A 24,095-nucleotide genomic window follows, 5' to 3' on the forward strand; every position below is an offset into this window, starting at 1 on the left:
TCTTCTGTCAGGTATGGTTTAAGGGATCATGCGCGCGAGCCGGATGCTGTCGATCCTCACCACCCTTCAGGCCAGGGGACGGGTCACTGCGCCCGCGCTCGCGGAGGCCTGCGAAGTCTCGGTGCGTACGATCTATCGCGACATCGACGCGCTCGCGGCGTCCGGCGTTCCCGTTTACTCCGACCGCGGCGCCGAAGGCGGCTATCGCCTGCTCGACGGCTATCGCGTGCGGCTGAACGGCCTGTCGCAGAGCGAGGCGGGCGCGCTGTTCCTGGCGGGATTGCCCGGCCCTGCGGCGGCGCTCGGGCTCGACGCCGCGATGATCGCCGCGCAGAACAAGCTGATGGCTGCCCTACCCGAGACGCTGCGCGAAGACGCGGGCCGGATGCAGGAGCGTTTTCATCTGGACGCACCGGGCTGGTTCGGCGAGGCGGAAGCCCCAAAGCACCTGCGCGCCATCGCCGCCGCCGTGCTGCGCGGGACGCTGATCAAGATCCGCTACCAGAGCTGGCGCGCGGAGAAGCAACGCCGCGTTGCGCCGCTCGGCCTCGTGCTGAAGGGCGGCAGCTGGTATCTCGCCGGCCAGGTCGACGGCAGCGTGCGCACCTATCGCGTCGCGCGCGTGCTCGACTGCACGGCGCTCGACGACCGCTTCGACAGGCCCGCCAGCTTCGATCTCGGCGCCTATTGGCAGGCCGCGACGCTGCGCCTGGAAGCCGAGATGCATCCCAATGTCGCGATCGTGCGGCTGTCGTCGTTCGGCGTCAAACTGCTCGACGCGCTGAGCCAACCCTATGTCAAGGCACGCACGCAGCTTGAAGAGACCATGGATGCCGATGGCTGGCGCATCGCGCGAATCCCGGTCGGCAAGACGTCGTGGCATGCCGCGGCCGAATTGCTGCGGCTCGGCCCCGAGGCCGAAGTGCTGGAGCCCGCCGATCTCCGCGACAAGATGGCGGAGATGACGCAGGCGATGGCTGCGCGCTATCGCGCGGTGCGAAAAGCCCGACGGCAGCACACTTTGTCGCAGCCCACGAAACAATCCTGAAACACGATTCTCCGCATCCCGTGTGAACGCGATCGCATCTCATCCCGACCGAGATGCAGGGACACAACAATGGCCCCTGCGCCAAATGGAGAATGAAGATGTTTCGTAAGCTTGCTCTCGGTCTGATCGCTGCCGGCTCGCTCGGTGTTGCCGCCCTCGCGCCCACCGCGGCCTCGGCGGGCGGCTTCCATCACCATCACGGTCATCACCACTGGGGTCCCGGCTGGGGCGTTGGCGGTATCTACCTCAACACGGGCGTCAGCAACTGCTACCAGGAGCGCCTCGTCCGCACCCGTCATGGCCTGCGCGTGCGCGTCGTGAATGTCTGCGCCTACGGGATCTACTGATATCTTGCCTCGCAGCAAAGCCCCGATCGCCAAGCGATCGGGGCCTTTGCGTCTGACTAGCCGGCCTGCCGCTGCCGCCGAAACCAGGCCCAGGTCTCCCGCGTCGTCCTGATGTAGCCGCGACCGCGATGCACGATCTCGCCGTCGACGATCTCGTTCAGCTTCGGCAACGCGTGAAAGGGGATCGAGGGATAGGCGTGGTGCTCGACATGGTAGGGCATGTTCCACGCGAACCATTTGACGACCGCGCCGGTGTAGGTGGTGCGGGTGTTGTGGAAGGCGCTGCGGGTGTGGTCGCAGCCGGTATGCTCGGCGTAGAGGTAGGGCCGCAGGAAGAACTGCCCGATGACCAGCGGCACGATCCAGACCCAGAGCAGCAGCGCCGACGAAAACCAGAGTGAGAGCGCGAGCAGCAGCGCATAGAGGGCCACATGGATCCGCGCCTCCGTCACGATGACGGCGCGCTTGTTCTCGGGAATCCAGGGCACGGTGACCTTACCGGTGAGCGCATGGACGAGCATCAGCCGCAGCCGGCCGGCGACCTGGAGCAGGCCGCTATAGGCCAGCGCGAGCTGCGTGTCGGATGCCGGCTTCACCCCGACGATCAGCTCGGGATCCCTTTCGGGATCCTGCGTGTAACGGTGATGGTCCCAGTGAAACAGGCAGTAATATTCGTAAGGCAGTCCGATGATGAAGGCCGAGAGATAGCCCACAGCGAGATTGAGGCCGCGGCTCCTGAACGCGGTCTTGTGCGCGGTCTCGTGCACCGCCATGAACAGGAAGGCGACGACATAGCCCTGCACCACCACCAGCGGCAGCGCCCAGAGCACGCCCCATGTCGACGATACCTTCCAGATCAACGCGCCCACCAGCAGGATCACGCCGTAATGGCCAAGGCTCTGCGCCGCACCCCTGATATTGGAGCGAACCGACAATTCGCGCAGCATGGCCGGCGTCAGCGGCTTCAGGCGATGCCCGGGTTCTGAAACGGTCGCGTCGCTCATGATCGGTGCCTGCCTTACTTGCTGAGAAGCGCGGCGATCTCGGCCTTGATGAAGGCCTGGTCGCGCGGATTGTTGACGGGGTTGCCGGCGCGATGACCATGCAGCGATGGGATCGGATGCAGCACGGCCGATTTCGCGCTGACGAGCCGAACGAGTTCGTCCTCGTTGTCGCGAACGTCGAAGTAGCGATCGGTCGCGCCCGGCATCAGCAACATGTGCGCCTTGATCGCCGCCAGCGCCCGGTCGAAATCACCCGCGAATGTCGGGCAGCGGCTGACGTCGCCATTCTGCCAGATCCCGATCTGCGCCAGGAGGTCGTTGGCGTCGCGCCGCGCAAACGTCGCGTCCCAGGCGCGGACGAGATAATCCTCCAGCGATGTGAAGCCGGCCTCGCGCCACAGTTCGTCGCGATAGAAGCCGTGCGACATCGCCCAGCCGGCATAGACGCGCCCCATGGCGCGATAGCCGGCGACGGGTCTTTCGGCGAAGCGGCCGTCGCGGAAGGCTGGATCGGCAGTGAGCGCGGCCTTCACGCTTTCCAGGAAGACGTAATTGTAGGGCGCGCAGCGGGCGCTGCCGCAGACGACCGCCGCACGCTCGACCATGTCGGGGTGCAGCGCCGCCCAGTGATAGGCCTGCATACCGCCCATCGACCAGCCATAGACCAGCGCAAGCTTGGAGATGCCGAAGCGTTCGGTGAGCAGCCGGTGCTGGACCGCGATGGCGTCGTGATAGGTCACCGCGGGGAAGGGCGCGGGCGTATTCGACGGCGAGGACGAGAGGCCGTTGCCGAACAGGTTCGGGATGATGATGAAATAACGCGTGGGATCGAGTACGCCGTCGGGCCCGATCAGCCATTCCGTATCGGTGTGCTGCGCACCGAACGAGGTCGGATAGAGGATGACGTTGTCCCGGGCGGGACTCAGCGTGCCGTAGGTCTTGTAGGCGAGCTTCATGGCGGGAAGGACGGTCCCGGACCGGAGCAGGACGTCGCCGGCCTCAAAAATCTCGTAGTCGCGCTGCGTCGTCATGCATTCAGCTCCCGCTCACGGAGGCCGCAAAACCCCACGGCTTCCGCGATGCATCGATCATGCCGGACCCGCAGCTGCGTGGTTTTGCGGCAGGAACAATAAATGTACTTATAGTACAGTTATTAGGGGCCGGCAAGATAAATCCGATCGCAGGTCCGGCTCAGGCGATGGCCGACAGATAGCGCGCGACCGACGCCGCGAACGCGGCCTTGGCGCCGCTGGCGATGTTGCGGCCCCACCAGGCTCCGTAGATCCGGTCGAAGGCGAGCGGCTCGACGGCGGCCGCGATCCGCCGCACCGCGGCGGCCCCCAGCGGCATGTAATTCGGATAGGAATACATGAAGCTGACGAAGCGGCGGTCCATCGTCACCTGCGCGATGTCCCCGGTGAGCAATGCGCCCTTGCCGTCCGCACCACGCCCATAGTGCAGCATGGTGGCGCCGGCGAAGTGGCCGCCGGTGCGCAGCAGCAGCACGTCATCGGAGATGCGATGGCTCTCGCCGGTCCAGTGCACGATGGCGGGATGAGGACGTGTGACGAAGGCGCGGTCGTCGGCGTGCAGATAGACCGGCACGCCGCCGAACGTGTCGCTCCAGTCGGCGACCGCGCCGTAATAGTGCGGATGCGAGATCGCGATGGCCTTCAGCCCGCCAAGTGCCGCGACATATTGGATGGCCTCGTCGGTCGCAAGCGGAATGCAATCCCACATCACGCAGCCGTCGTCTTGAGGCACCAGCAGTGCGCGCTGCCCGATGGCAAAGCTCGGCTCCATCCCGATCCCGGTGAGGCCAAGATCGTCGCGTCCCACCAGTCGATGCCTCCGCGCGAGCTCCTCGCGCGCGAGAAAGGTCTGTCCTTTCCAGTTCACGAACTGCCGCTCGTCCTCGCAAATCGGGCAGGAGCCGGGCGGCGCTCCGCGTGAGGGAAATTGAGCGCCGCAGGTTTCGCAGGTCCAGAGGGGCATGACTCGGGCTCCGTGGGAAGATCCAGGATGACACTGCGGACAAGCTCCCGGCAAGATCGATGGCCGGCAGCAGCGACTGGAACCAACGCGGTGAGCACCCGTTACGTTCAGGTCCACGCCAGAACGATTGGCCAAGGGGATCACGACACACGAAGAGCATGTTCGAGTATCGATGGCATCGCGGTCCCCCACCTCCTCCCGTATCTGGCCTTTGTTTGCGCTCAACTTCTTCATGGCCGACATGCAGTCGGGCATCGGGCCGTTCGTCGGGGTTTTTCTGCAGGAGCGCGGCTGGGCCAGCGGGCTGATCGGCACCGCGATGACGATCGGCAACGTCGCGGGCATGCTGATCACCACGCCGATCGGAGGCTTCATCGACGCCAGCCGCAACAAGCGGCTCTGGGTCGTCATTCCCGGCATCTGCGTCGTTCTCGCGTCCGGGATCATCCTGCTCTCGCAGAACTTCTGGGCGGTGACGTTCTCGCAAGTCGCGCAATCGCTGGCGAGCGCTGCGATCGTGCCGGCGGTAACGGGCATCACGCTCGGCATTGCCAAGCAGAAGGGTTTCAATGCGCTCAATGGCCGCAACCAGGCCTACAACCATGCGGGCAACATGGTCGGCGCCGGATTGTCGGGCTATCTCGGCTACAAGTTCGGCTATGTCGCCGTGTTCGCGCTGGCGGCCCTGTTCGGTGCCATCGCCATCGCCTGCGTCCTGATGATCCCCGCAAAGGCAATCGACGACCGCGCCGCGCGCGGCAGCAAGGAGGACGACTCCAAGGCTCCGCCGGATGCGATGACGATGCTGCTCAAGCACCGGGCGCTGCTCGTGCTGGCTCTCGCCCTCGCGCTCTTCCATCTCGGCAACGCGGCCATCGTTCCGCTCTACGGACTAGCCGCGGTGGCCGAAGGGCAGGCCAACGGCCCGAGCTTCGTCGCGACCACCGTGGTGATCGCGCAAGGCGTGATGATCGTGACGTCGCTGATCGCGATGAAGGCCGCGAGCAAGCGCAATTACTGGCCGGTGATCCTGGTGTCTTTCATGTTCTTGCCCGTCCGCGGCGTGCTCGCCTTCTTCGTCACGGGGTGGTGGGGCGTCGTGCCGATGCAGGTGCTCGATGGCATCGGCACCGGGCTGCAGACTGTCGCCGTCCCGGGCATGGTCGCGCGCTCGCTCGACGGCACCGGCCGCATCAATCTCGGCCAGGGCGCCGTGATCACGGTGCAGGGCATCGGCGCGAGCCTCAGTCCCGCACTTGGTGGCTGGATCGCGCAATGGATCGGCTACGGACCGACCTTCCTGCTGCTCGGCGGCTTTGGGCTCGCGTCGATCGCGCTGTGGCTGACCTTCGCGGCGGCGGTGAAGAAGTATTGAGGCGAAATCATTACGTCCCAAAATTCTTCTGGATTGCCTTGTCGAGCGTCTCACCGCCGACGAAGCGCTGGCGCAGCTCGCGCTTCAGCAGCTTGCCACTCGGATTCTTCGGCAGGCTATCGACGAAGATGACGCGCTTAGGCACCTTGAAATGCGCCATCTGGCCGGCGCAATGCTTGATGACGGCGTCCTCGTCCAGCGTCTCCCCGCTCTTGACCACGACGATCGCGGTGACCGCCTCGATCCAGCGCGGATCGGGCAGGCCGACCACCGCGACCTCGGAGACGGCGGGGATGCGGTAGACCATCTCCTCGACCTCGCGACTCGCGACGTTCTCGCCACCGGTCTTGATCATGTCCTTGACGCGATCGACTACGGTGATGTGGCCCTCGTCGTCGACAGTGGCGAGATCGCCGGAGTGAAACCAGCCGCCGGAGAACGCGGCCGCGGTCTTGACGGGATCGTTGTAGTAGCCGGACAGCAGATGCGGCGAGCGGTGCACGATCTCGCCGACTTCGCCCACCTCGACATCCTCCATCGCCGTGTTGACCACGCGCGTCTCGACATTGAGCACGGGCTTGCCGGCCGACCCGGCCTTGCGCAGCTGATCCTCCGGCCGCAGCACCGTCGCGAGCGGCGCGATCTCGGTCTGACCGTAAAAATTCCAGAATTTTACGGCGGGCAGGCGGCGCTGAAGCTCGAGCAGGACTTCCACCGGCATAATCGAGGCGCCGTAATAGCCCTTCTGCAGTGTCGACAGATCGGTCGTGTCGAAATTCGGCGAGCGCAGCATCGCGATCCAGATCGTCGGCGGTGCGAAGAACGAGGTGATCCTGTGGGTCTGGATCAGGGCCAGGATGTTGTCGGCGGTCGGCTTGCCGGTGATGACGCCTGAGGCGCCGAGATAGATCTGCGGACCCAGGAAGACGTCGAGCTGGGCGCAGTGATAGAGCGGCAGCGCGTGCAGGAACTTGTCGTCCGCGCTCATGCCGCCGTCGATGATGCAGCTGACATACTGCCACATCACGGCTTCGTGGGTCAGCATCGCGCCCTTGGGCAGAGATTCCGTGCCGCTGGTGTAGACGATCTGCGCGAGATCGCGGCTGTCGACCGATGCATCCAGGAACGAGCCGTCGGCGTCGAGGAGATCATCGAAGGTGGTGAGCCCCGCGGGCGCCGTGGCCGCATCCTCGCCCGGTAGCCAGATCATCTTCTCGACCGCGCAATCCCTGGCGCTCGCCGCGCGTGCCTGCGCGAGGAAGTCCGGTCCGGTCGCGAGCAGTTTCGCGCCGGAGCTCTTCAGGATGAAATTGATTTCGTCCGGATTGAGCATGAAGTTGATCGGCACCAGCACGGCGCCGATCCGCGCCACCGCGAAGCGCAGCGCAGCGAAGGCGTGCGAATTGCGCGACAGCACGGCGACACGGTCGCCCTTCCTGACACCGAACCCGAGCAGGCCGCGGCCGAGCCGGTTGCAGATCGCGTCCATTTCGGCAAAGGTCCAGCTCACACCGCCGCAGCTTACCGCGAGCTTGTTCGGCTCGCGGCCCGCCGAGCGGCGCAGGAGATCGCCGATCGAATGCTCGCGCGCTTTCGAGATGGTGGCTGCGGTGTCGCCGGTCATGTCCTTCCCCCTGAAATTTTAGCCTGCATGAATGGGTGTCTGGGCATTCGGCCCACCGCATTCAAACGTATTTTGCGTTTGCGCAAACGTAGTCGGCGCGATTGGCCGCGTCAAATCGACCGGCCCGCGCGGCGCCGTCACGCAAGAATTGACGCTCCGGAGCGGCAAATCTGGGCTCGTGCACCAACTATAATATCGGGGGAAATACCATGTGCCGGATTATGTGCGCCGCATTTGCGGCCGCACTCGCTGCGTCTGCGATCTGCCCTTCTCATGCCCAGCAGGCACCGCTCAAGATCGGCGTGCTCTCCGACTTCTCGTCCGTCTATTCCGACATTGGCGGCATGGGGAATGTCGAGGCCACCAAAATGGCGATCGAGGATTTTGGCGGGCAGATGTTCGGCAAGCCGATCGAGATGCTGAGTGCCGACGTACTCAACAAGCCCGACGTCGCATCCACCATCGCCCGCAAATGGTGGGAGACCGAAGGCGTCGACATGATCATCGATCTGCCGACATCGGCGACCGCGCTCGCGGTGATGGAGCTGTCGAAGCAGTACGAGAAGATCATGATCGTGACCGATGCGGCGAGCTCCGACATCACCGGAAAGTCCTGCTCGCCCTACACCGCGCACTGGACCTACGACACCTATGCCAATGCGCACACCGTCGGCAGCGCCATTGTCAAGAACGGCGGCGATACCTGGTTCTTCCTGACCGCGGACTACGTGTTCGGCCATTCGGTCGAGCGCGACACCAGTGACGTCGTGAAGGCCTCCGGCGGCAAGGTGCTGGGCAGCGTCAAGCATCCCCTCAACACGGCGGACTTCTCCTCGTTCCTGCTTCAGGCCCAGGCTTCCAAGGCCAAGATCGTCGGCCTCGCGAACGGCGGCGGCGACACCATCAACGCGATCAAGCAGGCCGGCGAGTTCGGCATCGTTGCCGGGGGCCAGAACCTGGCTGCGATCGTGATGTTCATCTCCGACGTGCACAGCCTCGGGCTCAAGCTGGCGCAAGGGCTGATCGTCACCGAGGCCTATTATTGGGACCTCAACGACAAGACCCGCGCCTTCGGCAAGCGCTTCCTGGAGCGGGTCAAGCGCATGCCAACCATGAACCAGGCCGCGACCTACAGCGCCACACTGCACTATCTCAAGGCGGTGCAGGCCGCCGGCACCCGCGACACCAGGACGGTGATGGCCAAGATGCGCGAGCTTCCGGTGCGGGATGCCTTCACCGACAACGGCGTGCTGCGCGAGGACGGCCGCATGGTGCACAGCATGTACCTGTTCCAGGTGAAGAAGCCGGAGGAATCGAAGGGGCCCTGGGATTATTACAAGCTGCTCGCCGAAGTTCCCGCCGACCAGGCGTTCCGGCCGCTGAAGGATGGCGGCTGCCCGCTGGTGAAGTGAAGCAGCCTGGATCGAGCCGGCGGCAATCCCTCCACCAAGGCTCGCGCGTCCGCTCCGCCGATCAGGGCGGACGCGTGGCGATGACGACGCGCGGCCCAAAATAGAGGCAGCACGGCGCGCACCGCGGTCTGATCTGCATCAAGCTGCGGTGCAAAATTCGCTGCAATGTTGAGCTCCGCCCTTTCCGCGCGATCCGCGATCGGGCGTTCGTATCTCAACAGTGGGCGCCACCGCACGGCGTTGTGCACAGATGAACTTTACACCGGGTCGCGTCGTCGCAGCCCTCGCCATCCTGCTCGCGGGCGGCGGTTATTACTATTGGCAGCACCGTGATGCCGACGCACTTCCACCGGGTTTCGCCCGCGGCAATGGCCGCATCGAAGCGGTCGAGATCGACATCGCCACCAAGACGCCGGGACGGGTCCGCGAGATCCTCGTCAACGAAGGCGATTTCGTCAGCGCGGGCCAGGTTCTGGCACGCATGGATACCGAGCAGCTGCAGGCCCAGCGCCGCCAGGCCGAAGCGCAGCTCCAGCGCGCAATGATCAATGTCGAGACCGCGAAGAGCCTGGTGAACCAGCGCGAGGCCGAGCGCCGGGCTGCGGAGGCCGTGGTCGACCAGCGCATCGCACAGCTCGACACCACGAGCCGCAAGCTGGACCGGTCCGAACAATTGATCAAGACGAGTGCGGTCTCCCAGCAGGTCCTGGACGACGACCGCTCCGCCAACGCCACGGCGAAAGCGGCGCTGGCCGCTTCCCAGGCCCAGGTGGCGGCCTCGGAAGCCGCGATCAGCTCCTCCCGCGCCCTGGTGATCGATGCCGGCGCAGCAGTCGACGCGGCAAAGGCCGCGATCGAAAGCATCAACGCCGACCTCAACGACAGCGTGCTGAAGGCGCCGCGCGACGGCCGCGTGCAGTATCGCGTGTCGCAGCCCGGCGAGGTGCTCGCCGCCGGCGGCCGCGTCCTCAACATGGTCGATCTCGGCGACGTCTATATGACGTTCTTCTTGCCGACGGCCGAGGCCGGCCGCGTCGCGATCGGCGCCGAGGTCCGCCTCGTCCTGGACGCCATCCCGAAATATGTGATCCCCGCCAGGGCCACCTTCGTCGCAGACGTCGCGCAATTCACGCCCAAGACCGTCGAAACCGAGGAGGAACGCCAGAAGCTGATGTTCCGCATCAAGGCGCATATCGCGCCCGATCTGTTGCGCCAGCACGTCGAGCATGTGAAGACCGGCCTTCCCGGCATGGCCTATGTGCAGCTCGATCCGGCGGCGCAATGGCCCGACAACCTCAAGATCAAGTTGACGAGATGAGCACGACTGCCGCAGCCGAAGCACCGGCTGCCGTCGGCAGCGTGGTGCATCTGGAAGGCGTGGGCCTGAGCTACGGCAAGACCCGGGCGCTCGAGTCCATTACGCTCGACCTGCCGTCCGGCTGCATGGTCGGGATGATCGGCCCCGACGGCGTCGGCAAATCGAGCCTGCTCGCCCTGATCGCGGGCGCGCGCGCGATCCAGGAGGGACGCATCCACGTGCTCGGCGGCGATATGGCGAGCGCGCGCCACCGCCGCAACGTGTGCCCCGACATCGCCTACATGCCGCAGGGCCTCGGCAGGAATCTGTACCCGACATTGTCGGTGTTCGAGAACATCGACTTCTTCGGTCGCCTGTTCGGACACGGCAAGGCGGAGCGGAACAGGCGGATCGCTGGCCTGCTGCGCGACACCGGGCTGACGCCCTTTGCCGACCGGCCGGCGGCAAAGCTCTCCGGCGGCATGAAGCAGAAGGTCGGCCTGTGCTGCGCGCTGATCCACGATCCCGAGCTCCTGATCCTGGACGAGCCGACCACCGGGGTCGATCCGCTGTCGCGCCGCCAGTTCTGGGAATTGATCGCCTCGATCCGCGACAGCAGGCCCGGCATGAGCGTGATCGTTTCGACCGCCTACATGGAAGAGGCCGCGCAGTTCGATTTCCTGATCGCGATGAACGCCGGCCGCGTGCTGGCGACCGGAACGCCCGCCGAACTCAAGCGGCAGACCGGAGCCGACACGCTCGATGATGCCTTCATCGGCCTCCTGCCCGAGGCCGAGCGCAGCAACCATGCCAATGTGGTCATCCCGCCGCGCGACGAAGACCACGCGGAGATCGCGATCGAAGCCGACCACCTGACGCGGCGGTTCGATGGTTTCGTTGCCGTCGACGACGTCAGCTTCCGCATCAGGAAGGGCGAGATCTTCGGCTTTCTCGGCTCGAACGGCTGCGGCAAGACCACGACCATGAAGATGCTCACCGGCCTCCTGCCCGTGAGCGAAGGAACCGCGCGGCTGTTCGGCAACACCATCGATGCCGGCGACATGTCGGTGCGGCGGCGCATCGGCTACATGTCGCAGGGCTTCTCGCTCTATTCCGAGCTCACGGTCGCGCAGAATCTCCATCTGCATGCACGCCTGTTCGAGCTGCCGGCGGACACCATCGCTGCGCGCATCGACGAGATGATCGCCCGGTTCGATCTTGCCGACGTCGTCGACGCCCTGCCCGACGCCCTGCCGCTCGGGCTGCGGCAGCGGCTGTCGCTGGCGGTCGCCATGATCCATGCGCCCGACATCCTCATCCTCGACGAGCCGACCTCCGGCGTGGATCCGGTCGCCCGCGACCGTTTCTGGCAGATCCTCGCCGAGCTCTCCCGCAAGGACAACGTCACCATCTTCGTCTCCACCCATTTCATGAACGAGGCCGAGCGCTGCGATCGGATCTCGCTGATGCACGCCGGCAAGGTGCTGACGTCGGATACGCCGGCCGCGATCGTGGCCGCGCGCGGCACTGCCACGCTGGAGCAGGCCTTCATCGCCTGGCTGGAAGAGGCGATCGCGGAGACGACGGAGCCGGCCCGCCAGCCGGCGGCCGCCCCGCCGCCGCCCGCACCTGCAAGTCCCCCAGCGGTCCGTCGGCACAGCGCCGCGTTCAATCCGACGCGCATGCTGGCCTATTCCCGCCGCGAGACGCTCGAGCTGCGGCGTGATCCGATCCGCGCCACGCTCGCGATCCTCGGCAGCGTGCTGCTGCTGTTCGTGCTCGGCTACGGCATCAGCATGGACGTCGAGAACCTGACCTTCGCCGTGCTCGACCGCGACGACACCGCGATCAGCCGCGACTACAGCCTCCAGATCGCGGGCTCGCGCTATTTCACCGAGAAGCCCCCGATCACCGACTACGCCGATCTCGACCGCCGCATGCGCGCCGGCGAGATCGGTCTTGCCATCGAGCTGCCGCCGGGCTTCGGCCGCGACGTCAGCCGCGGCCGCCAAGTCGAGATCGGCGCCTGGGTCGACGGCGCCAATCCGACGCGGGCCGAGACGCTGCGCTCCTACGCCCAGGCGATCCACGCGACCTGGCTCGCGCAGAAGGGCCGCGAGCTCTACGGCGATGCGGCAGTTGCCGGGTCCTATCAGCTCGCGCTGCGTTACCGCTACAATCCGGACGTCCGGAGCGTCGTCGCCATGGCGCCTGGCATCATTCCGCTGCTGCTGATCATGATCCCTGCGGTGCTCGCAGCACTCGCGGTCGTGCGCGAGAAGGAGCTCGGCTCGATCGTCAATTTTTACGTCACACCGGTGACGCGGCTGGAGTTCCTGCTCGGCACCCAGCTGCCCTATGTGGTGCTGGCCTTTGCCAACTTCCTGCTGCTGGTCGGCTTTGCGCTCACCGTCTTCCGCGTGCCTTTCACCGGAAGCTTCCCGACCTATGCGGCTGCCGCGCTGCTCTATGTCACGGCCACCACCGGCATCGGGCTGGTGATCTCCTCGTTCATGAAGAGCCAGATCGCCGCGCTGTTCGGCACCGTGCTGATCACGCTGATTCCCGCGATCCAGTATTCCGGCCTGATCGATCCGGTCTCCTCGCTGCAAGGGGTGGGCAAGATGATCGGTCTCGTCTATCCGACCAGCTATTTCGTGACCATCTCGCGCGGCACGTTCTCGAAGGCACTGGGATTCGCCACGCTTCACAACGAGCTCTTGGCGCTCGCCGTCATGATCCCGGTGCTGGTCACCGCAGGTACGCTGCTGCTGAAGAAACAGGCCCGCTGACCATGCGCCTTGGCAACTTGCTACAGCTCGGAATCAAGGAATTGCGCGGACTGGCGCGCGACCCGGTGTTGCTCGTGCTGATCGCATATTCCTTCACGTTCGCGGTCTATGAGGGTGCCAACACGCTGCCGGAGACGTTGAACCGCGCTGCGATCGCCATCGTCGACGAAGACCATTCGCCGATCTCGACTCGCATCGGGATGGCGTTCACCGCCCCGTACTTCTCCACGCCCCGGCTGATCTCGCAATACGAGATGGACCGACGGATGGATGCCGGCCTCGACACGTTTGCCCTCGACATTCCGCCGGACTTTCAGCGCGACCTCCTGGCGCGGAAGGCGCCGACGATCCAGCTCAACGTCGACGCGACGCGCATCTCACAGGCCTTCAACGGTGGCGGTTACGTCGAGCAGATCGTCAACGCCGAGATCGCGGAGTTCCTGGCGCGCGCCCGCGAAGCTCAAACACCGCAGATCGACCTCGCGCTGCGCGCCCGTTTCAATCCGGAGCTGAAGCGGTCCTGGTTCGGCGCGATCGACCACCTCATCATGTCGATCACGATGCTCTCGATCATCCTGACCGGGGCGGCGCTGATCCGGGAGCGCGAGCACGGCACGATCGAGCACCTCCTGGTGATGCCGGTCACGCCGCTCGAGATCATGGTGAGCAAGGTCTGGTCGATGGGAGCGGTGGTGCTGGTCGCCTCGGCGCTCTCCATCGCCTTCGTCGTCAAGGGATGGCTCGCGGTCACGATCGACGGCTCGGTGGCGCTGTTCCTGGTCGGCACGGCGCTGCAGCTGTTCGCCACCACCAGCATGGGCATCTTCCTCGCCACCGTCGCCGGGTCGATGCCGCAGTTCGGACTGCTGCTGATCATGATCCTGCTGCCGCTGCAGACCCTGTCGGGCAGCATGACGCCGCGGGAGAGCATGCCGCAATTCGTCCAGGACATCATGCTGGCGGCGCCCAATACGCATTTCGTGATGCTGGCGCAGGCGATCCTGTTTCGCGGCGCGGGGCTGGAGGCGGTGTGGCCGCAGCTTGCCGCACTCGCCGTGATCGGCAGCGTCTTCTTCGTGATCGCGCTGCGCCGGTTTCGCGCGTTTCTGGCGTGAGGCGCGAGGGCTTCGCTTCAAAAGGAGCGAAAAACAACCCCATGCACAGTAGCGATCCCTTTGTTTTAGCTGCGTGATTTATTCGACGCGTCGGGCAGGATGGCTCCTGCGCCGGCGCTATCGCCAGCCTGACCGGGAGCCGGCTCAGCTGAGCCGATCGTCCCGGGCGAGCATCTCGTTCAGCATCGCCTCGGCCTTGTGCTTCAGCGGCAGCGCGCCGCGTTCGGAAGCGATGGCGATGGCGGCGCGCAGAGCGACGAGGATGGCGGCCTTGTTCGCCGCATCCGATGGCGGGGTCACGACGGCTTCGCCGAACAGGGCCTCGGCCTCGAGGCCTGAAAACCCCTGCTGGCGGGCGGTGTTGCGGGCCTCGCGCAGCATGTTCTGCGCGGCCCTGACATCGCCGAGGCGGTGGGTGGCGAGCGCCAGATAGATCGAGCTGCGCAGCACCGCCGAGGTATAACCGACCGTCCTCGCCTCCTCGCACGCCTCAGTCAGCATGCCGCGCGCCCGGTCGAACAGCCCCTGCTCCAGATAGGCGATGCCGAGGTGGCAGGCCAGCACCGGCACGAACAGCCGGATGTCGTGCTTCTGCGCGAGGACAAAACCCTCTTCGAGAATGGCGGCGGCCGCCGCCGGATCGTTCTGCCCGAGCTTCAGCCAGCCTCCGCTATAGGCGGCAGCGACGCGGTCGTAGGGCCGGCCGGTCTCCTCGGCGATCGCGGCGGCCTCGCGCTGGAGCTGCTCGGCGACATCGAGCTCGCCCATGACGGTGTGGGTGAAGCTCTTCATCATGCAGCAGAGGAGGAGCAGGTATTTTGGAGTCGTTCCGATCGGGGCGCTGGCGTCAGGGCCCGCCAACTGGGCGTGAGCCAGTGCCAACGTCTGCTCGGCTTCGCGATAACGGCCGGCGAGGAAGTAAGCTTGCCCCAGTCCATATCGCGCGAGATTGAGCCAACCCTTGTTGCCCCACTCCACCGCGAGGCGTACGACTTCCTCGCCGATCGCGACCGCCTCGACCGGCGCCCCGTAGAAATTCTGTGCGCCCGATCTGACGGTCATTGCGGCGACCTTGCGTCCGAGGTCGTCGATCGCGTCAGCGCGCCGTTCGGCTTCCTTTCCCAGATCCAACCACTCTGAAATCTGGCCGGAGGCGATGAACGCCGCGCGCGCTTCCATCCGAAGATCGATGGCATCCGTCTCTCGCAAAGGCGTCATCGACGTCCTGTCCAGCGAGCTCATTGCGATTTCGAAATAGTTGGCCGCGTCCGCAAATGCCGAACGGCTCAGGCATTTTCGTCCCGCGCTCCTGCCATGGACGAACGCCTTCCGCCAATCCTTGGCACGCAGTGCGTGATAGCACAGCGCATCTGGCTCATCCGCGCCCGTTCCGTCGCTCTCGAATATCGCAAGAATGCGCGCATGAATGTCCTCGCGCAACTTTTCGACCATCGATTCGTAGGTCACCTGGCGGACCATCTCGTGCCGAAACTCGAGTGCATCCTCCAGCTCGCTGTCGATCCGCGCGAGCAACTCGGCACGATCGAGGGCCGCAAGGCAATCCTGGAGGACTTCCTCCGGCAGCTCGACGACCCTGCGCAGCATGGCTACGCTCGATCTCGGCCCAAGCGCCGCCGCAATCTGCAAGACGGAACGCTCCTGCCGCGACACGCGATCGAGACGCGCGGCGATCACGCCCTGGATGCTCGTGGGAATGCCGAGTTCGTCGATGGGACGCGTGAGCGCAAGATCACCCCACTGGCCCCGCAGCGTTCCGCTGTCCCTCAGGCCGCGGCAGACCTCCTCGATGAACAAGGGCACATTCGCGGTATGCGAGATGATCCTGGTCTTCAGATCGTTGTTCGCCGCGGATGGTCCAAGCATGTCGGCCAGCATGGCCAGCCCCGAATCGTCGTCAAGGGGCCGCATCGCAACGACCTCGGCGCGGCAGCGCGCGATCCAGATCGGCATGCCGTTCGGCCTCGACGTCAGCAGCACGAGAAGATTCGGTGTCTGAAGCGAAGCAATGGCAGACATGACGGTATCGCTGGCGCGGTCGATCCAGTGCAGGTCCTCGAGCAGCAGTATCGTGCGGTGGCGCCGGGCCGCAGTCTCGACGATCGCGCAGCTCGCGTCGGAAATCGCCCGCCCTCGGGCGTGAGGCTCCAACTCGGTCCACTGCGGCTCCGATATCGGCAAGTCCAGCACGGCATCGAGAGCGCATTGCTGGATCAGCGGTCGATCCTTTCGCGGATCTCCGAGGCCGTTGGGATCCTTGGCGGCGGTCTCCAGCAGCGAGAGCAACAGGCGCTTGAGCGTACTGAACGGCGCTCCCTGGAGATTCGGGCTGCACTCGGCGTCCATCAGGCGCCAGCCGGCCGCCTTGAGCTCCTGCGCAAATTCGTGCGCGAGGCGCGACTTTCCGATGCCAGCGTCGCCCAGCAGCAGCACGGTTTGCCGGCCAGCCCCAACGGCCTCCGCGGCGCGACCCAACAGCCCCCGTTCCGTGGCGCGATCGACGAACCGGGAGATGCTGCGCGCCCGTCGCACCCGCCAGCTCGACAGGTCACTTGCGCCCACGATCCGATAGACCGGTACGGGCTGATTGAAGCCTCGCAGGGACTTGCCACCGAGAAACTCGAAACGGACGTGCCCTTCGGCAAGCTGCTGGCAGGCCTCCGACACGTAGATCTGATTCGCCTCGGCTGCCGACTCGAGCCGGGCCGCCAGATGCTGGGCGGCACCGCCGATCTCGTAGACCCTGGAAAACTCGCTGGCGACCATGTAGGTGACCACATGTCCGGAGTGAAGGCCGACACGAACCTGAAGCCCGGCATCGCCGAGACTCGCGACGCGCCGGACGAGTTCGAGTGCTGCATGACAGGCCAGCGGCGCGTGGTTGTCGTCCGCGATCGGCGCGCCGAACACCGCCGCGATCCCGTCGCCCAGTTCTTTGCTGACGATGCCCCCGAACTGGCGTACCGCGCCTCGCATCGCGGCCAAGGCCGGCTCCAGCCGCGAGACCGCCGCCTCCGGCTCCAGCTCGGCGACGAGCTCGGTGGAATCGACGACATCCGCGCGGAGAATAGTGACGAACCGGCGTTCACTGTCGGGATCGGAGCGTTGCACGGCCAGGCCACATTTCGGGCACCAGCTCGCGCTTGGGTCGATCGTCGACTGACACGCGACACAATGCATTCCTGTGCTTTCAAAGGTCACGACGGCGTTCTCTGCCGACCGATTCTCACGGGGAGCTTGGCGCAAGAATACCTATCGCGACATGCATGGCAATCAAGTTGCCGCGAAACATACCTGTGTCGGCGAAGGTGGCTCTCTGGACGAGATATATTTTCGGGTGCTAGCGTCTTCACCGCGCGAGATCGGGCCGCGCATTCCAGCGGGGCAGCGAGGCTTTCGTTCTGACCAACGCGCCTTGCTGGCCTGCACGTCTCCGTGACAGATTTGATTGCATCGAAGGATAAGGCGATGGGCGGCAGGACATATAGCGGCAAGGCGTTTCGAGACTTGATGAACAGCAACTACTACCCCCTGGCGAACATGAAAAAGAGCGTCGCCAAGCTCAAGGCATCGGAGGACATTGACCTGCCGACCCTGGAATACGGCCAGTACCATCTGATTCTGACGCCGGCCTCGAAGTGGCCGCAGGGAAGCGCCAAGTACTGGCACAAGGAGAAGGGCCGGGCTCGTCTCGACCTCAGCACCCAGCCGAACACGGTCCCGCTGTCCAGGGACGAGCCGGGCGTGATCCCGCTGACGCGATGCGATCTGCTCGATGCCTGCGTCCGGAAATGCTTCAACTCCGAGCCGCCGATCCCGATGAAGACCAACATCATCGTCCACGCGCCGAGCGACGCCTATGCCCACCGGCACGAGATCCGGCTGGAGTGGGAATACAAGAAGGGCTCTGACAAGCCGACGCTGCTGAATCTGACGATGGTCTGCCCGTACCGATCCTGATTGGAAAGATTCTACTCTATTGGCGAAAATCATCGTCGCCCGCGCGCCCCAGACGCGCGGGCGTTTTGTTCGCCGGCGCTGTGACGTGGTCTCACCCGTCTCACATGCGATCACGGGGAAGGCCAAGGTGACGAGCCAGAATTTCCAGAAGTTCCTGGGCGAAGGCTCCGGCGGAAAGACCGGCACCTGCTACGAGACCGGCGACTTCCTCGCCACCGTGCACGCGGCGACGCCAAGGAATCTTGCGGAGTTCGTCGAAGGCGGGAAGACGATCAAGTTTCAGCCGGCGGGGCTGGTGTTTGGGCGAGGCGCCGTCGACGCTGTGGGAGCGGATGGGAAGGTGGTTGCAAGGTGCTGAGCACCGCATTCCACAAAAACATAAATGGCTGGCTCTACACTCAGGCAGCAGCCCCTGATGCGGCGCGGCGGGTGGTCTTGTGGCGGATAACTACGTCCACCCGATAGCTAAGTCGATCCAGGCATCGAACGATCCTGTCGATCGAGAACTTTCCGACACGCCCGGTGACCAAGGCAGATACATCGGGTTGCTTAAGGCCCAGCAGTTCGGCAGCCTTGTCTGAGTCAGCTTGCGACGTTTGATGATCGCACGAAGCTCACGAACAAGTTTCGCTTTGAGGAGTTCTTCCTCGGGATTGGCAAAGCCAAGGTCAGCGAAAATGTTATCGCTGCCTGCGGTTGCTTTGATAGCCTTGCTCATTTCCTGCCACCTCTTCCGTAGTTATCTTGGTAGTGGGCCTCGGCTGCCTTCAACCGGGTCTGAATTACCGAGATGTCATGCCTCGGAGTTTCGATCCCCTTCTTCAACTTCTTTTGGAAGGCATGAAGAACATAGACAACACCAACGAAGCGCACGGTGTAGCGCCGATAAGTATCGCCATCTTCATCGTCAACGACCTCCAGCACACTCCGGCCGCAGAAGCCCTTTAAGGCCCTGGCACGAGGATGCTCCCCGCCGCTCTGCGCATCGTTGATCGCAAACCCCATGACGCGGCGAACCTCGTCCGGGAAAGCCCGTAAATCGTCCTTCGACGACCCGATCCAAACTACGGGCTTCTGTTGGCGGATAGCCGTGGATCAGCAGATTGCGGAAAGCGATGATCTTCCGTACGTCGGGCACTCGGCCGGCGACTTCCGGCGCCTCCTTCGACAGTCGGTTCAGCGCCTCTCGAACTGCCGCTCCACTGCCGAACGGATCAACGGGCTCGCCCGATAGCCTGCGGCATCGTGGGACTCAGTATAGCCAAGCACCGGCGCCCGCCGGCTGAGGCTTAATAAAGCCAATCCAGAGTTGAATAGGCCAGCACACGTGTCACTTAATCCGCTTGCGAACCTTGGGTAGTAGGGCCTAGCGTGATACGCGCTCTGATCCCGGAGACGTTTCGCGCGGGCCCCAAACGGAGCCGGCGCGGGGACTTGCTGTCTGGTCTGGCAGCGTCGCGAGAGAGCTGCGAGCAATGAAACGCGTGGGCACTGCGCTGGCGTGCTTGGTTTTTTTAATGCTCGGCACGAGCGACATATTCGCTGCCAACCCTAGGGGCGCGCTGTTGTTGCCCTGCGGCCTGCAGCCATCCGGGACGCGCATCCGGAGGCTCGTATTATTTTCATTTCGGTTCTGGACGAGCCGGCCGTCATCAGAAAAGCCCTTGCGGAAGGAGCGTTGGGATACGTCATCAAATCCGACGCCGGCGATGAACTGGCGGATGCCGTACAGGCGGTTCTTGGTGGAGGTCTCCATGTGTCTTCTTCTGCGCGGCACGCGCTGAAAAGCGCGCATTGACAGGTAAGCCCCGCGCGAAGCACCCAAGGCACAGCAACAGCAGGGTGAGGGACGCGATGTCTTCAAGAACGGCATCAAACGACGCGTTCGATCTCGCGGGCGATCGTCAGTGCGGAAGCGGTCGGCACAGCACGGAAAGCGACCCCGCATCCATCCCCGATCGGGCGGAGATGATCCTCATACGCGGCGGCACCTTCCGCATGGGTTCGGACCGGCACTATCGGGAAGAGGCGCCAGTGCACCGCGTCACCGTCGATCCGTTCTGGATCGACCGGACGCCGGTGACCAACCGTCAATTCAGGGCGTTCGTAAAGGCGACGGGCCACGTCACCTTTGCCGAGATTTCCCCGGATCCGAAGGACTATCCCGGCGCGTTGCCTCACATCCTCTATGCCGGGTCGCTGGTCTTTGCACCCCCGCTCCGTCCGGTCGATCTGCGCGACTGGAGCCAATGGTGGAGCTTCCTCAAGGGCGCCGACTGGCGCCATCCTTACGGCCCGAAGAGCAACATCAACACGCTTGACGATCATCCCGTGGTGCACGTCGCCTATTCCGATGCGCTGGCCTATGCGCTCTGGGCCGGCAAGGACCTGCCGACGGAAGCGGAATGGGAATTCGCCGCGCGCGGCGGGCTCGACGGCGCCGAATTCGCATGGGGCGACGAGCTTGCCCCCGGCGGCAAGCACATAGCCAATACCTGGCAGGGCCGCTTCCCCCAAGAAAATCTCAGCAGCGACGGTTTCGAGCGCACCTCGCCGGTGACGGCGTTTCCGCCGAATGGCTACGGCCTGCACGACATGATCGGCAATGTCTGGGAATGGACCTCCGATTGGTGGTGCGCACAGCACGAAGCCGACGCGGCCAGGCCGTGCTGCATCCCGGAAAACCCGCGCGGGGGTCGCGAGGCCAACAGCTACGACCCCTGCCAACCCAACATCAGGATTCCACGCAAGGTGCTGAAAGGCGGTTCACACCTGTGCGCCCCGAACTACTGCCGCCGCTACCGTCCGGCCGCGCGTCATGCAGAGCCGATCGATACGTCCACGAGCCACGTGGGATTTCGTTGTGTCATTCGCGAAAGGAGCAAGTCGTGAGCACAGAGAAGGATGGAGACAAGTCCAACACGAAGGCCAGTGCACTTGATCGGCGCAGGATTCTGCTCGGTGGTACGGCGCTCGCCGCCACGTCCGCGCTCGTCGCGGGCGCGCGGGTCGAGGTGACGCAGGCGCAAGCGCAGCAGCCCGCTCCTGCCGGGCAACGGCCGAACATCCTCGTCATCTGGGGCGACGATGTCGGCGTCGCCAATATCAGCGCCTACACGTTCGGCCTGATGGGATACAAAACGCCGAACATCGACCGTATCGCCCGCGAAGGATTGATGTTCACCGACTATTACGCCGAGCAGAGCTGCACGGCGGGGCGGGCATCGTTCCTCACCGGCCAATCCGGCCTACGCACCGGGATGACCAAGGTCGGCTTGCCCGGTGCGGCGCAAGGCTTGCGGTCCGAGGACATCACCATCGCCGAGGCGCTGAAGCCGCTCGGCTATGCCACTGGCCAGTTCGGCAAGAACCATCTTGGCGACCGCAACGAATTCCTGCCGACGGTGCACGGGTTCGATGAGTTCTTCGGGAACCTCTATCACCTCAATGCCGAGGAGGAGCCCGAGCATCCCGACTATCCGAAGGACCCCGGATTCAAGGCGAAATTCGGCCCGCGCGGCGTGCTCAGATGCAGAGCCACCGATCGGGATGACCCGACGGTCGATCCACGCTTCGGCAAGGTCGGCAAGCAGACCATCGAGGATACCGGTCCGCTTACCAAGAAGCGGATGGAGACGGTCGACGACGAGACATCCAATGCGGCGATCGACTTCATCAAGCGGCAGGTTCAGGCCAACAAACCGTTCTTCTGCTGGCATAACGGCACGCGCATGCATCTCTACACCCATGTACGGCCGGAATATAAGGGCCGCAGCGGCCTCAGCGAATACATGGATGGCATGCTCGAACACGACGGCCACGTTGGCAACCTGCTCAAGGCCCTCGACGATCTGGGTATCGCCAACAACACCATCGTCATCTACGGCACCGACAACGGTGTGCACATGAACTCGTGGCCGGACGGCGGCATGACACCGTTCCGCAGCGAGAAGAACACCAACTGGGAAGGCGCCTATCGCGTTCCAGCGATGATCCGCTGGCCGGGCCGCATCAAACCGGGACAAGTCAGCAACGAAATCTTCGCTGCCCTTGACTGGTTCCCGACACTGTTGGCAGCGGCCGGGGAGCCCGACATCAAGAACAAGCTGCTTACTGGCTATGCCGCCGCCGGCAGGACGTTCAAGGTGCACCTCGACGGGTACAACCAGTTGCCGCTCCTTACCGGCCAACAGGAGAAGTCCGCGCGCAAGGAATTCTTCTACATCAACGATGACGCACAGCTTGTGGCGATGCGCCATGAGAACTGGAAAATGGTCTTCTGCGAGCAGAAGGTCCAAGGGACGTTGGAGATCTGGGCTGCGCCCTTTGTCTGTCGCCGCTTGCCCAAGATGTTCAATCTGCGCCTGGACCCATACGAACGGGCCGATGTTACGTCAAACACCTACTACGACTGGACGATTCAACGGGCGTTCCTGATCGTCCCGGCTCAAGCGATGGTGGCGCAGTTCGTCGAGACATTCAAAGACTTCCCGCCACGGCAAAAGCCCTCGAGCTTCAGTGTAGACGAAGTCCTGGCGCAGATGTCGAATCCGCACGGCGGGTGACAGTGGCAACAATGCGTCGGCCGGATCACGTGCTCCGGCCGGCGCCCGCGGTGGAGAATCCCGACCGGACGGAGATTGTCATGATTACCACCATGCGGCAAACCACCCGGCGTGCAGTGCTTACAGGTTTGCTCAGGGCCGCGCTTTGCGTGCTTGCAAGCCACAGCGCGTTCGCGCAAGCCGATCCACTGCCATCCTGGCAGGAAGGGGCGACAAAGAAATCGATCATCGAGTTCGTCACACGGGTAGCGACGCCCGGCGGACCGCAATTCGTGCCGGCCGTCCAACGCATTGCGGTCTTCGACAACGACGGAACGCTCTGGTCCGAGCAGCCGGTGTATTTCCAGGTCACGTTCGCCTTCGACCGTATCAAGGCTCTGGCGCCGCAGCATCCGGAGTGGAAGGACGCACAGCCATTCAAGGCAGCGATCGAGAGCGACTCCGGGGCGCTGGCGGCCTCCGGCGAAAAAGGGCTGCTGGAAATCGTGACGGCTACTCACGCCGGCATGACAACCGATGCTTTCTCCCAAACGGTCGCCGATTGGTTAGCGTCGGCGCGCCACCCGCGTTTCAATCAGCCCTACGACAAATTGGTTTACCAGCCGCAGCTCGAGCTCCTCGCCTATCTTCGTCAAAACAGCTTCAAGACGTACATCGTGTCTGGCGGCGGCGTCGAGTTCATGCGCGTGTTCGCCGAGCGGACCTACGGCATCCCGCCGGAGCAGGTCGTCGGCTCGTCCGGCGTGATCAAGTTCCAACTCGGACCAGATGGCACGCCTGAACTCATCAAGGAGCCCAAGATCGAATTCATAGACGATGGCCCCGGAAAGCCGGTTGGCATCAACCGCTTCATCGGCCGTCGGCCGATCCTCGCTTTCGGCAACTCGGACGGTGACCTTCAAATGCTGCAATGGACCGCAGCCGGCGGCGGGGCGCGCTTCATCGGCATTGTGCATCATACCGACGGCGAGCGTGAATGGGCTTACGACCGCACCTCTCCGGTGGGCAAGCTCGACAAAGCGCTGGAGGAAGGCCTGGCCAGGGGCTGGACCATCGTGGACATGAAGCGGGATTGGAAGGTGATCTATCCGTTCCAGAATCCCTGAGGGGTGCACGATGGGCATCCGCCGCCTCAATTGAGGGCTTTCGAATGACGTTCGAGCCCGGAAATGCAAAGACCGCGGTCCAGTCCGCATGGAAAGGCCTAGATCGAAGGGTGTTTCCCGCGGGCGCAACGATCTTCGCCGAAGGTGAGTTGGGAACGATCGCCTATATCCTGCTTCGGGGCGACGTCACGATTTTCGTTGGATACGGAACGGCTCAACAGCGCGCTTTGACGGAGCTGAAGCCCGGGCAGATGTTCGGCGTTCACGCGCTCATGGCCGGAGCGCAGCGCGCCGCGTCGGCTTTTACGAAAGGCGGATGCGAGTTGCTGGCCGTGAGCGAGGAAAAGCTCAAACAGAAACTGGATGAAGCCGACCCGTTCCTTCGCTACTGGGTCGACTATCTGTCGAAGCGCATTATCGACCTGTCTACGCAATAA

The 24,095-nt window shown here is 64.3% G+C and carries 21 protein-coding genes; 13 read left to right on the forward strand and 8 right to left on the reverse strand.

Features of this window, described 5'->3' with window-relative positions; translation table 11 throughout:
* Positions 1-28: 28 nt before the first annotated feature.
* Together XH96_RS36000 and XH96_RS36005 are read left to right on the forward strand one after the other, a co-directional pair.
* Positions 29-1,048 (forward strand): YafY family protein, encoded by a 1,020-nt coding sequence (locus XH96_RS36000; RefSeq protein WP_194390030.1) that lies wholly within the window; start codon positions 29-31, stop codon positions 1,046-1,048.
* Positions 1,049-1,146: 98 nt separating this feature from the next.
* Positions 1,147-1,395, forward strand: a complete 249-nt coding sequence (locus tag XH96_RS36005) for a hypothetical protein (RefSeq protein ID WP_028179940.1) — start codon at positions 1,147-1,149, stop codon at positions 1,393-1,395.
* Between the two features lie 56 nt (positions 1,396-1,451).
* Here the strand turns inward: XH96_RS36005 and XH96_RS36010 are convergent, their stop codons facing one another.
* From XH96_RS36010 to XH96_RS36020, 3 genes are all read right to left on the reverse strand, one after another.
* The gene (locus XH96_RS36010; RefSeq protein WP_194390031.1) at positions 1,452-2,399 is read right to left on the reverse strand and encodes a fatty acid desaturase; all 948 of its coding nucleotides are present in this window, start codon (positions 2,397-2,399) and stop codon (positions 1,452-1,454) included.
* Positions 2,400-2,413: 14 nt separating this feature from the next.
* Positions 2,414-3,430 carry an alpha/beta fold hydrolase gene (locus XH96_RS36015; RefSeq protein ID WP_194390032.1) on the reverse strand — a complete coding sequence of 339 codons (1,017 nt, stop codon included), beginning with the start codon at positions 3,428-3,430 and terminating at the stop codon, positions 2,414-2,416.
* Positions 3,431-3,590: 160 nt separating this feature from the next.
* Complete coding sequence (locus XH96_RS36020) at positions 3,591-4,394, reverse strand: MBL fold metallo-hydrolase (protein WP_194390033.1); 804 nt, start codon at positions 4,392-4,394, stop codon at positions 3,591-3,593.
* 172 nt (positions 4,395-4,566) lie between these two features.
* Here XH96_RS36020 and XH96_RS36025 point away from each other — a divergent pair, with 172 nt between their 5' ends.
* Positions 4,567-5,769: an MFS transporter gene (locus tag XH96_RS36025; protein WP_194390034.1), complete on the forward strand. Its 1,203-nt coding sequence runs from the start codon at positions 4,567-4,569 to the stop codon at positions 5,767-5,769.
* Positions 5,770-5,779: 10 nt separating this feature from the next.
* Here the strand turns inward: XH96_RS36025 and XH96_RS36030 are convergent, their stop codons facing one another.
* Positions 5,780-7,393, reverse strand: coding sequence for an acyl-CoA synthetase (locus XH96_RS36030; RefSeq protein WP_194390035.1), 1,614 nt, complete (start codon positions 7,391-7,393; stop codon positions 5,780-5,782).
* Between the two features lie 209 nt (positions 7,394-7,602).
* Between XH96_RS36030 and XH96_RS36035 the strand changes: the two genes are divergently transcribed.
* From XH96_RS36035 to XH96_RS36050, 4 genes are all read left to right on the forward strand, one after another.
* Positions 7,603-8,805: an ABC transporter substrate-binding protein gene (locus XH96_RS36035; RefSeq protein WP_194390036.1), complete on the forward strand. Its 1,203-nt coding sequence runs from the start codon at positions 7,603-7,605 to the stop codon at positions 8,803-8,805.
* Between the two features lie 250 nt (positions 8,806-9,055).
* Positions 9,056-10,123 (forward strand): HlyD family secretion protein, encoded by a 1,068-nt coding sequence (locus tag XH96_RS36040; RefSeq protein ID WP_194390037.1) that lies wholly within the window; start codon positions 9,056-9,058, stop codon positions 10,121-10,123.
* Positions 10,120-12,894: a ribosome-associated ATPase/putative transporter RbbA gene (gene rbbA, locus XH96_RS36045; RefSeq protein ID WP_210337828.1), complete on the forward strand. Its 2,775-nt coding sequence runs from the start codon at positions 10,120-10,122 to the stop codon at positions 12,892-12,894. The genes XH96_RS36040 and rbbA overlap by 4 nt, the downstream gene beginning before the upstream one ends.
* Positions 12,895-12,896: 2 nt before the next feature.
* Complete coding sequence (locus XH96_RS36050) at positions 12,897-14,009, forward strand: ABC transporter permease (protein WP_194390039.1); 1,113 nt, start codon at positions 12,897-12,899, stop codon at positions 14,007-14,009.
* A 144-nt stretch (positions 14,010-14,153) separates the two neighbouring features.
* Here XH96_RS36050 and XH96_RS36055 read toward each other — a convergent pair whose 3' ends face one another.
* Positions 14,154-17,207, reverse strand: coding sequence for an AAA family ATPase (locus tag XH96_RS36055; RefSeq protein WP_194394389.1), 3,054 nt, complete (start codon positions 17,205-17,207; stop codon positions 14,154-14,156).
* Between the two features lie 288 nt (positions 17,208-17,495).
* Between XH96_RS36055 and XH96_RS36060 the strand changes: the two genes are divergently transcribed.
* On the forward strand, positions 17,496-17,987 hold the full coding sequence (locus XH96_RS36060; RefSeq protein WP_194390040.1) for a hypothetical protein: 492 nt from the start codon (positions 17,496-17,498) through the stop codon (positions 17,985-17,987).
* An 85-nt stretch (positions 17,988-18,072) separates the two neighbouring features.
* Positions 18,073-18,345: a hypothetical protein gene (locus XH96_RS36065; protein WP_246789882.1), complete on the forward strand. Its 273-nt coding sequence runs from the start codon at positions 18,073-18,075 to the stop codon at positions 18,343-18,345.
* Between the two features lie 40 nt (positions 18,346-18,385).
* Here XH96_RS36065 and XH96_RS39595 read toward each other — a convergent pair whose 3' ends face one another.
* The 3 genes from XH96_RS39595 to XH96_RS36080 all read right to left on the reverse strand — a co-directional run bounded on the left by XH96_RS39595 (position 18,386) and on the right by XH96_RS36080 (position 19,743).
* Positions 18,386-18,517: a helix-turn-helix domain-containing protein gene (locus tag XH96_RS39595; RefSeq protein WP_246789883.1), complete on the reverse strand. Its 132-nt coding sequence runs from the start codon at positions 18,515-18,517 to the stop codon at positions 18,386-18,388.
* A 184-nt stretch (positions 18,518-18,701) separates the two neighbouring features.
* Positions 18,702-19,073, reverse strand: a complete 372-nt coding sequence (locus XH96_RS36075) for a type II toxin-antitoxin system RelE/ParE family toxin (protein WP_371740193.1) — start codon at positions 19,071-19,073, stop codon at positions 18,702-18,704.
* Positions 19,074-19,353: 280 nt separating this feature from the next.
* Positions 19,354-19,743: a hypothetical protein gene (locus XH96_RS36080; protein WP_194390041.1), complete on the reverse strand. Its 390-nt coding sequence runs from the start codon at positions 19,741-19,743 to the stop codon at positions 19,354-19,356.
* A 212-nt stretch (positions 19,744-19,955) separates the two neighbouring features.
* Between XH96_RS36080 and XH96_RS39000 the strand changes: the two genes are divergently transcribed.
* The 4 genes from XH96_RS39000 (at position 19,956) to XH96_RS36095 (ending at position 24,095) form a co-directional block, all read left to right on the forward strand.
* A complete protein-coding gene (locus XH96_RS39000) occupies positions 19,956-20,879 on the forward strand; it encodes a formylglycine-generating enzyme family protein (RefSeq protein WP_210337832.1) in 924 nt (307 codons plus the stop codon).
* Positions 20,876-22,552, forward strand: coding sequence for an arylsulfatase (locus XH96_RS36085; RefSeq protein ID WP_210337834.1), 1,677 nt, complete (start codon positions 20,876-20,878; stop codon positions 22,550-22,552). Before XH96_RS39000 ends, XH96_RS36085 begins: the two co-directional genes overlap by 4 nt.
* 80 nt (positions 22,553-22,632) lie before the next feature.
* Positions 22,633-23,658: an HAD family hydrolase gene (locus XH96_RS36090; RefSeq protein ID WP_371739915.1), complete on the forward strand. Its 1,026-nt coding sequence runs from the start codon at positions 22,633-22,635 to the stop codon at positions 23,656-23,658.
* Between the two features lie 44 nt (positions 23,659-23,702).
* Positions 23,703-24,095 (forward strand): cyclic nucleotide-binding domain-containing protein, encoded by a 393-nt coding sequence (locus XH96_RS36095; protein ID WP_194390043.1) that lies wholly within the window; start codon positions 23,703-23,705, stop codon positions 24,093-24,095.

Origin of the sequence: Bradyrhizobium sp. CCBAU 51765, assembly GCF_015291725.1 — a bacterium.
GTDB lineage: Bacteria > Pseudomonadota > Alphaproteobacteria > Rhizobiales > Xanthobacteraceae > Bradyrhizobium > Bradyrhizobium liaoningense.